This window comes from Microbacterium sp. Leaf351 (assembly GCF_001423825.1).
GTDB classification, from domain to species: domain Bacteria; phylum Actinomycetota; class Actinomycetes; order Actinomycetales; family Microbacteriaceae; genus Microbacterium; species Microbacterium ginsengisoli.
Genome location: NZ_LMPK01000036.1, coordinates 852 through 3,971, shown reverse-complemented (window position 1 = coordinate 3,971; position 3,120 = coordinate 852). Strand labels below are relative to the sequence as shown.

Sequence of the window (3,120 nt, the reverse complement as noted above, 5' to 3'; positions counted from 1 at the left end):
CCGATGTCCTCGGCCATGGTGATCTGCACGTGGTCGACGTAGTTGCGGTTCCACAGCGGCTCGTACAGCTCGTTGGCGAAACGGAGCGCGAGGATGTTCTGCACCGTCTCCTTGCCGAGGTAGTGGTCAATGCGGAAGATCGAGTCAGCGGGGAACGCGCTGCGCAGTGATTCGTTGAGCTCGCGCGCCGACTCGAGGTCGTGGCCGAACGGCTTCTCGATGACCACGCGACGCCAGCGGTCGGGCGCATCGGCCGTGTCGTCCACGAGGCCGGAGGCCTTCAGCTTCTGCGCGACCACGGCGAAGTTCTTCGGCGGGATCGACAGGTAGTAGGCGTGGTTACCCATCGTGCCGCGCTCGACGTCGAGCTGCTCGACGGTCTCGCGCAGGCGGTGGAACGCCTCGAGGTCGTCGAACTCGCCCTGCACGAACCGGATGCCCTGCAGCAGCTGCTGCCATGTCTCATCGCGGAACTCGGTGCGGGCGTATTGACGCACGGCGTCATGGACGACCTGAGCGAAGTCCTCGTCCGCCCAGTCGCGGCGAGCGAACCCGACGAGGCCGAACCCCGGGGGAAGTAGACCGCGGTTCGCGAGGTCGTAGACGGCGGGCATGAGCTTCTTGCGGGACAGATCGCCGGTCACGCCGAAGATCACGAGGGCGCTGGGCCCCGCGATGCGGTTGAGGCGACGATCGTCGGGGTCGCGCAGCGGATTGTGGTCGCGCGAGATGGTCACGGTCACGTGAGGGGTCCTCCGGGTACAGAAAGGGATGTCGCTACTGCGCGGCTTCGAACAGCGCGAGCACGTCGGCCTGCGCGTCCGTGAGCGTGAGCGTCACGACCGGACGCCCGTGCTCGGCGAGCACGGCGGCGTCTCCGGCCGCCTGCGCCGCGATGAGCTGGGCGAAGGTGAAGGGGCGGCCGGGGATCTCCACGTCGACGTCGGTCGACTCGGTGATCTGCAGGAAAACGCCCACAGCGGGACCGCCCTTGTGGAACTGGCCGGTCGAGTGAAGGAAGCGCGGACCCCAGCCGAAGGTGGTGGGGCGCGCGGAATCCGCGGCGACCAGTTCGCGCAGGCCCGCGAGCTGGGGCGACGCGAGTCGGTCGACGTACGCCTGGATGGCGACGTAGCCGTCGGGTGAGAGGCGCTGCCACAGAGCGTCGAGCGTGCCCGCCACCGTGCCGGAGGCCGCGAGCGACGGGTCGGTGGCGCGCACCTCGATGCCGTTCTCGGTGAACAGTGCGGGCGTGGCATCCGGCGCACCGTCCAGCAGCGCGCGCGTGGCAGACTTGGCGGCCTCGACGTCGGGCTGGTCGAACGGGTTGATGCCGAGAATGCGACCGGCGATCGCCGTCGCATACTCCCAGACGATGAACTGGGCACCGAGCGAGCCGCTCACGAGGATCTCCCCGTGATGGTGCTCGAACAGGCGGTCGCCGTCGGCCTCGTCGACGAAGCGCACGATGCGCAGGTCGGCGGGACGGCTCTCGAGCTCGGGGGAGACGGGCAGCAGCACGACGGGGAGAATGCCCGTGCCCTGCTTGCCGGTCGATTCTGCGACGAGCTGCTCGATCCAGTCGGGCAGACCCTGCAGATGGGTGCCGTCGGGGATCAGACCGAGCTTGTCCTGGCGCACCTCGCCGGCGGCGATCGCCGCGGCCAGCACGAGCGCCGGGTTGCGTGGATCGTCGATCGCGACCTCGAGCAGCGTGGCCTCCGCCTCATCGAGCAGCTCGGTCAGGTCGATGCCGGCGAGGCCGGCGGGGACCAGTCCGAACGCCGTGAGCGCCGAGTACCGGCCGCCGACCGTGGGGTCTGCCGCGAACACGCGGTAGCCCGCGGCATCCGCACTCTGGTGCAGGGGGGAGCCCGGGTCGGTGACGACGACGATCCGCTCGGCCGGGTCGATGCCGAGGTCACCGAAGGCCGCCTCGAACGCGCGCAGCGCCGAGTCGGTCTCGACGGTCGATCCGGACTTCGACGAGACGACGAGGGCCGTCTGGGCGAGACCGCCCGCCTCGGCGTCCCCGTCGATCGCCGCCAGCACCTGACCCGGTGCGGTCGAGTCGAGGATCACGAGCGGCGCCCCGAGGGTCGCGGCGATCACCTCGGGGGCGAGCGAGGAACCGCCCATGCCGGCCAGCACGATGCGGGTCACTCCGCGCTCGGCGAGCTCGGCGCGCAGCGCCTCGATCTCGGCGACGAGCGGCCGCGAGACCGAGACCGCCTGCACCCAGCCCAGGCGACGGGATGCCTCATCCTCCGCCGCCGGGCCCCACAGTGTGGGGTCCCCGGCGGTGATGCCCGAGGCGACCAGGCTCTCGACGAGACCGGGGAGCGTCTGGGCGACGATCCTCTCGACCTCGCCGGACAGGCGGATGTCGAAGCTCACCGTGCGACCTGAGCGGACTCCGCGAGGGCGGTGCGCACGGTCTCCTGGAGCTCGTGCCAGGAGATGATGAACTTCTCGACGCCCTCGTCCTCGAGCACCTGCGTGGCGTCCGCGAAGTCGACGCCCACGGCCGCGAGGTCGGCGAAGACGGCGTGCGCATCCGCGTAGTTCGAGGTGATGGTGTCACCCGTCACGACTCCGTGGTCGAAGGTCGCCTCGAGGGTCTTCTCGGGCATCGTGTTCACGGTGCCGGCGGCCACGAGCTCGGTGACGTACAGGGTGTCGGGGAGCGACGGGTCCTTGACACCGGTCGACGCCCAGAGGGGGCGCTGCACGTTGGCGCCGGCGGCGACGAGCTCGGTGGCGCGCGCCGTGGCGAACTCGCCCTCGTAGAGCTCGTACGCGAGTCGGGCGTTCGCGACACCGGACTTCGAGACCAGCGCGAGGGCCTCGTCGGTGCCGATCGCCTTGAGACGCTTGTCGACCTCGGTGTCGACGCGCGACACGAAGAACGAGGCGACCGAGTGGATCGTCGAGATGTCGATGCCGGCGGCCTTCGCCTCGGCGAGACCGGTCAGGTACGCGTCGATGACCTCGGCGTAGCGCTCGAGGCTGAAGATGAGCGTGACGTTGACCGAGATGCCCGCGCCGATGACGGCCGCGATGGCGGGGAGGCCCGCCTTGGTCGCCGGGATCTTGATGAGCGCGTTGGCGCGGTCGACG

At 70.2% G+C, this 3,120-nt stretch carries 2 protein-coding genes and 1 pseudogene; all 3 read right to left on the bottom strand.

The genetic code is table 11. The annotated features are described in order from the left end of the window. Positions 1 to 743: glucose-6-phosphate dehydrogenase (locus ASG00_RS18400; RefSeq protein WP_235559576.1), on the bottom strand; the 743-nt coding region annotated here is incomplete at its 3' end. Between the two features lie 34 nt (positions 744 to 777). Next, positions 778 to 2,397, bottom strand: coding sequence for a hypothetical protein (locus ASG00_RS11945; protein WP_056209873.1), 1,620 nt, complete (start codon positions 2,395 to 2,397; stop codon positions 778 to 780). Then, a pseudogene (gene tal / locus ASG00_RS11940) lies at positions 2,394 to 3,120 on the bottom strand (transaldolase); the annotation flags it as partial. The pseudogene tal and the gene ASG00_RS11945, both read right to left, overlap by 4 nt.